This is a genomic window from Streptomyces sp. NPDC058157, assembly GCF_042884105.1.
Lineage (GTDB): Bacteria > Actinomycetota > Actinomycetes > Streptomycetales > Streptomycetaceae > Streptomyces.
Genome location: NZ_JBHVUQ010000323.1, coordinates 1 through 5,491, shown reverse-complemented (window position 1 = coordinate 5,491; position 5,491 = coordinate 1). Strand labels below are relative to the sequence as shown.

The 5,491-nt window shown below is 72.9% G+C and carries 6 protein-coding genes; 3 read left to right on the top strand and 3 right to left on the bottom strand.

Features of this window, described 5'->3' with window-relative positions; translation table 11 throughout:
• Nucleotides 1–766: GMC family oxidoreductase (locus ACFVXK_RS36880; RefSeq protein WP_389621224.1), on the bottom strand; the 766-nt coding region annotated here is incomplete at its 3' end.
• On the bottom strand, nucleotides 763–2,301 hold the full coding sequence (locus ACFVXK_RS36875) for an aldehyde dehydrogenase family protein (protein WP_389621221.1): 1,539 nt from the start codon (nucleotides 2,299–2,301) through the stop codon (nucleotides 763–765). The genes ACFVXK_RS36875 and ACFVXK_RS36880, both read right to left, overlap by 4 nt.
• A 299-nt stretch (nucleotides 2,302–2,600) precedes the next feature.
• Between ACFVXK_RS36875 and ACFVXK_RS36870 the strand changes: the two genes are divergently transcribed.
• On the top strand, nucleotides 2,601–3,689 hold the full coding sequence (locus tag ACFVXK_RS36870; protein WP_389621227.1) for a protein kinase family protein: 1,089 nt from the start codon (nucleotides 2,601–2,603) through the stop codon (nucleotides 3,687–3,689).
• Nucleotides 3,690–3,716: 27 nt separating this feature from the next.
• Here the strand turns inward: ACFVXK_RS36870 and ACFVXK_RS36865 are convergent, their stop codons facing one another.
• Nucleotides 3,717–4,298, bottom strand: coding sequence for a TetR/AcrR family transcriptional regulator (locus ACFVXK_RS36865; RefSeq protein WP_389621218.1), 582 nt, complete (start codon nucleotides 4,296–4,298; stop codon nucleotides 3,717–3,719).
• Nucleotides 4,299–4,402: 104 nt separating this feature from the next.
• Between ACFVXK_RS36865 and ACFVXK_RS36860 the strand changes: the two genes are divergently transcribed.
• Nucleotides 4,403–4,855 carry a nuclear transport factor 2 family protein gene (locus tag ACFVXK_RS36860; RefSeq protein WP_389621216.1) on the top strand — a complete coding sequence of 151 codons (453 nt, stop codon included), beginning with the start codon at nucleotides 4,403–4,405 and terminating at the stop codon, nucleotides 4,853–4,855.
• Nucleotides 4,852–5,491, top strand: a 640-nt coding sequence (locus ACFVXK_RS36855; protein WP_389621213.1) for an NAD(P)H-binding protein, incomplete at its 3' end; no start/stop codon positions are given. The genes ACFVXK_RS36860 and ACFVXK_RS36855, both read left to right, overlap by 4 nt.

Below are 5,491 nucleotides of genomic sequence, written 5' to 3'. Positions count from 1 at the left end.
CGCTGAGCTCCAGGTCGGCCGAGACCTCCGCGCCCGCGCACACCAGCACCTCGCGGCGGGCCCGCACCACGTGCTCGACGCCGTCCGCGGTGCGCACGTGCACCCCGGTGGCCCGCTTCCCCTCCAGCTCCAGCCGGAACGCCCAGGTCTCCAGGGCGATGTGCAGGTTCGGCCGGTCCAGGAAGGGGTGCAGATAGGCGACCGACGCCGAGGACCGCTTGTTGTCCTCCGGGTGGTACGCCAGGTCGAAGAAACCGACGCCCTCGTGGAAGGCGGCCTTGTTGAAGCCCTCGACCCGGGGCACGCCGAGCGCGCCCTCGGCCGCCTCCACGAAGTCCCGGGCGATGGCGTTGCGGTCGTCCTCGTGGACCGGGACGATGTTGTTGCGCAGCCGGTCGAAGTACGGGTCCATGGAGGCCGCGTCCCAGCCCTCGGCACCCGCCCCGGCCCACTCGTCCCAGTCGGAGGGCAGCGGCTTGAACGAGATCAGCGTGTTGTGCGACGAGCATCCGCCCAGGACCCGCGCCCGGCTGTGCCGGATGTGGGAGTTGCCGCGCGGCTGCTCGGTCGTGGGGTAGTCGTAGTCCAGCTCGCCGCCGAGCAGCCCCATCCACCGGCGCAGGGTGAGGACGTCCTCACGGCCCACGTCGCTGGGCCCGCCCTCGATGACGGCCACGCTGACCGAGGGGTCCTCGGTCAGCCGGGAGGCGATCACCGAACCGGCGGTCCCGCCGCCGACGACCACGTAGTCGTACACCTGGTTCATGCCCGCTCCTCCTGCCGCTCGTTCCGTGCGCCGCCGCTGCCGTCCCGGCCGCCGGCGAACCAGCGGACCGGGCGCGGAGAGAGGTTGCGGTAGACGTGCTTGGCCTCGCGGTACTCGGCCAGCCCGGTCGGGCCCAGCTCGCGGCCGATCCCGGACTTGCCGAATCCGCCCCACTCGGCCTGCGGCAGGTAGGGGTGGAAGTCGTTGATCCACACGGTGCCGTGCCGCAGCAGGGCGGCCACCCGGTCGGCCCGCGCCCCGTCGGCCGTCCACACCGCGCCGGCCAGGCCGTACTCGGTGTCGTTGCCGAGGGCGACGGCCTCCTCCTCGGTGCGGAAGGTCTCCACCGTGAGCACCGGCCCGAAGACCTCCTCGCGCACCACGCGCATGCCGCGGTGGCACCGGTCGAGCACGGTGGGCCGGTAGAAGAAGCCCGGACCCGGCGGCCGGGCCCCGCCCGCGCGGAGCACCGCGCCCTCGGCCAGGGCGGAGGCCACGTACTCCTCGGTCCGCTCCCGCTGCTCGGCGCAGACCAGCGGCCCGCACTCCACACCGGGATCGGTGCCGCGGCCCAGCCGGATCAGTTCGGCCCGCCGGGCCAGTTCGGCGACGAACCGGTCCCGCAGCGGCTCCTCGACGATGAGCCGGGAGCCGGCCGAGCAGACCTGGCCGCTGTGGATGAACGCGGCGTTGAGGGCCTGGTCCACGGCGGTGTCGAAGCCCTCGGGCGTGGCGCAGGCGTCCGCGAAGACGATGTTCGGGTTCTTGCCGCCCAGTTCGAGCGCGACCTTCTTGACGCTGTCGGCCGCCGCCCGCGCGACCTTCGTGCCGCTGACGAGTCCGCCGGTGAACGAGACCAGGTCGACGTCCGGGTGTTCGGCCAGCCGCGCGCCCACGGTGTGGCCGGGCCCGGTGACGATGTTGGCGGCGCCGAGGGGCAGCCCGGCCTCCAGCAGCAGCTCCACCAGGGCGACCGTGGTCAGCGGGGTGATCTCGCTGGGCTTGACGACGAAGGTGTTGCCGGCCGCCAGGGCCGGTGCGATCTTCCAGCTGGCCTGCAGGAGCGGGTAGTTCCACGGGGTGATCAGCGCGCAGACGCCCACCGGTTCGTGGACGACCACACTGCGCACGCCGGGCGAACCGGCGTCGACGACGCGCTCCGCGCTCTCCTGTTCCACCAGACCGGCGAAGTAGCGGAAGGCGTCGCGCACGCAGTCGACGTCGGTGCGCCCCTCCTCCAGCGTCTTGCCCGCGTCGCGGCTCTCCAGGGCGCCGAGCCGCTCGCGGTCGCGTTCGAGGAGGCCGGCGACCCGGCGCAGTACGGCGGCGCGCTCGGCGACCGGCGTACGGGGCCAGGAGCCGGCGTCGAAGGCGGCGCGGGCGGCGGCCACCGCGTCGTCGGTGTCCCGGACCCCGCCCTCCGCGACGACCGCGAAGGCGGTGGCGTCGACGGGGTCGATGATCTGGCGGGTGTCGCCGGAGAGTGCTGCTCGCCACTCGCCGCCCACATGGATGGTCTGTTGTGCTGCGGTCACGTCGGGTATTGCCTTTCGTTCCTTCAGGTCCTCCGCTGGTCGCCCGGAGAACCGGGGCGACCTGCCGGCCGCCCGAAGGCCCGCGTGCCCCCACCTCGGGGAAGCATGTGGAAGGCACTCCGTAGAGTGATCCACTTCACGGGAGATATCGCTGCAAAAGCAGACATTTAATACCCTTGCCGCCCCCCGATTCGGCCACGGAATGCAATCCGCCCCACCTGCCCCGGCCTCCGCGTACAGTGCGCGGGTGGAGTTCGGTGGACATGCGCGTACACGACGGAAACGGGGACGGCATTCCGATGCGATCAGCGGCCGCACATCCCGATGTGCCGGAAGGCGCGCGCCTGGCCGCCTACGGCAGGGTCTCCACCTCCCTCGCCCTGCGGGGTGACCGCCGGCTGGCCGATCTCGTCGAAGCCGCCGTACCGCTCGGCTCCGGTATCGGCGGGACGTCCGCGCTCCTGGAGGTCGACGGGGAACCGGTCTTCGTGAAGCGGGTGCCGCTCACGGACCTGGAGCGGCTGCCGGAGCACGCGCGCTCGACGGCCAACCTCTTCGGACTTCCCGCCTACTGCCAATACGGCGTCGGCGGGCCCGGCTTCGGGGCGTGGCGAGAGCTCGCCGTCCAGACCATGACGACGAACTGGGTGCTGGAAGGGCGATACCAGGGGTTTCCGATGATGTACCACTGGCGCGTGCTGCCGGACGCGCCCGCCCTTCCCGAGGAACTGGCCGACGTGGAGCGGGCGGTGGCCTATTGGGGAGGCAGGCCCGAGGTGCGCCGTCGTATCGAGGCCCTCGGGCGGTCCTCTGCGAGCCTCGTGCTGTTCCTGGAGTACATCCCCCGCACGCTCGACGCGTGGCTCACCGAGCGGCTGCGGTCCGGGGAGGAGTCCGCCGACCGGGCTTGTTCCCTGGTGGAGGCCGAGTTGGAGGCCGGCACGTCCTTCATGAACGCTCGCGGGCTCCTGCACTTCGACGCCCACTTCCAGAACATCCTGACCGACGGACGGCGCCTCTACTTCGCCGACTACGGCCTCGCCGTCTCCTCCCGGTTCGATCTGTCGCCGTCCGAGACCCGCTTCTTCGCACTGCACAGGACGACCTACGACCGCTGCTACACGCGCAGTTGGCTGGTGAACCGGCTGATCACGAAGCTGTACGGGTACGAGCGCAAGGAACGCGAGGCGCTCATCCGTGCCTGTGCGGCGGGGGAGTCCCCGCCGGACGGGCCGCGAGAGGCCAGGGCGATCCTCTCCCGCCACGCACCGGTCGCCGCGGTGATGACGGACTTCTACGGCAGGATCCAGGACGAGAGCAGGCGGACCCCCTACCCGTCGGAGGAACTCCTCCGGGCCCTCCACGGAGACGGGTCACCCCGCGGCTGAGCGGTGCCCGGCGCGTCGGGCGCGGCCTCAGCGTGCGGTGAGGACACCGGCGGCGTATCCCGCCAGCTGGGCCCGCAGCCGCTCGCGCGGCACCCCTTCCGGGCCGGCCAGGTGCTCGACGAGGTCGGCCCGGGTGGCGGCGAGGAGGGCGTGCGCGGTGAAGCCGGCGTCGACCGGGCCCGGGACCTGCTCCAGTACGGACCGGAGCACGCCGTGCCACCAGCCGTAGTGTCCGGACTGGTAGGGGCTGCTGCCCCCGGTCTCCTCCAGGGCCAGTGCCAGGCGGCGGTTGTCGAGCTTGAAGCAGAGGAGGGCGTCGAGCAGGGCGGGCACCCGCTCCTGCGGCGGTGTGCCGGGCCCGAGCGGCGGCGGTCCCGTCTCCACCGCCTCCCGGACGGGTTCCAGTCGTGCCTCGTACAGCGCGCGGAGCAGGCCCGAGCGGTCGCCGAAGGCGCGGAAGAGGGTGCCCTTGCCGACCCCGGCCGCTGCCGCCACGTCGGCCATCGTGAGGTCCTCGGGGCTCTCGGAGCGCGCGAAGAGGACGTCGGCGGCTTCCAGGAGGGCCTGTCGGTTGCGGGCCGCGTCCTTGCGGGGCTTGCGCTCGGTCACGCCGTTCCTTCCCATCGGGCGGATTGAAAAACGGACCCGGGGTCCGTATCGTCTTTCAAAGCGGACCCAAGGTCCGTTTTCCTGCTGAGAGGATACCCCCACCCATGTCCGCACCCGTGTCCGTACCCGTGTCCGTACCCGTGTCGATCTCCCCGGCGGATCTCTACCGCCACGGCCTGCGCCTCCTGCTGGACAAGGACATATCCGGCTGGGTGGGCCTGTGGGCCGAGGGCGGGGTGATGGAGTTCCCGTTCGCACCCCCGGGCCGGCCCCGGCGGCTGGAGGGGCGCGAGGCCGTCGCCGCGTACATGCGCCCGTACCCCGGGCGCATCGACCTCCACGACTTCCCCGAGGCCGACCTCCGCATCCACGAGACCGCCGATCCGCGGACGATCGTGGCCGAGATGCGCGGCGTCGGCCGGTTCGTCGGGTCCGGCCGCCCCTTCGACATGACGTACATCGCCGTGGTCACCGTCGTGGAAGGCGAGTTCACCTCCTACCGCGACTACTGGAACCCGCTCGCCGCCCTCGACGCCGCTGCGGAGGACGTCCGATGACGGAGAACGGCCGCACTCCCCGCACCGGCGCCACGCTGGTCATCGGCGCCACCGGTACCACCGGCAGCCGCGTCTGCGCCCGGCTGACGGCCGCCGGCCACGCGGTCAGGGCGGCCGGCCGCCGGGCCACCCCGGTGGCCGGCGCCGAAGCGGTCGCCTTCGACTGGTACGACTCCGCCACCCACGCCGCCGCCCTCGACGGCGCCGACCGCGTGTACGTGGTCCCGCCCGTGGGCGACCCCGACCCGGCCAGGGTCGTCCTGCCCTTCCTGCGCCGGGCCCGCGCCGCCGGAGTGCGGCGCGCGGTGCTGCTGAGCGCCTCTTCCGTCGAGGAGGGCGGTCCTGCCGTGGGCCAGGTGCACGCCGCGCTGCCGGGCGTCTTCGACGAGTGGGCGGTGCTCCGGCCGTCCTGGTTCATGCAGAACTTCACCGGAGGCCATCCGCACGCGCACGACATCCGCACCGACGGGGTCATCCGCACCGCCACCGGGACCGGCCGGGTCGGCTTCGTCGACGCCGAGGACATCGCGGCCGTCGCCGCCCGCGCCCTGACCGACCGGCAGGCCCCCGACACCGACCTCGTCCTCACCGGACCCGAGGCCCTCGGCTACGACGACGTCGCCGCCGTCCTCGCGG

What these genes read in the sequence shown, in the direction of transcription:
- ACFVXK_RS36870 (WP_389621227.1), top strand. Translation starts at nt 2,601, where the DNA reads ATGCGATCAGCGGCCGCACATCCCGATGTGCCGGAAGGCGCGCGCCTG.
- ACFVXK_RS36860 (WP_389621216.1), top strand. Translation starts at nt 4,403, where the DNA reads ATGTCCGCACCCGTGTCCGTACCCGTGTCCGTACCCGTGTCGATCTCC.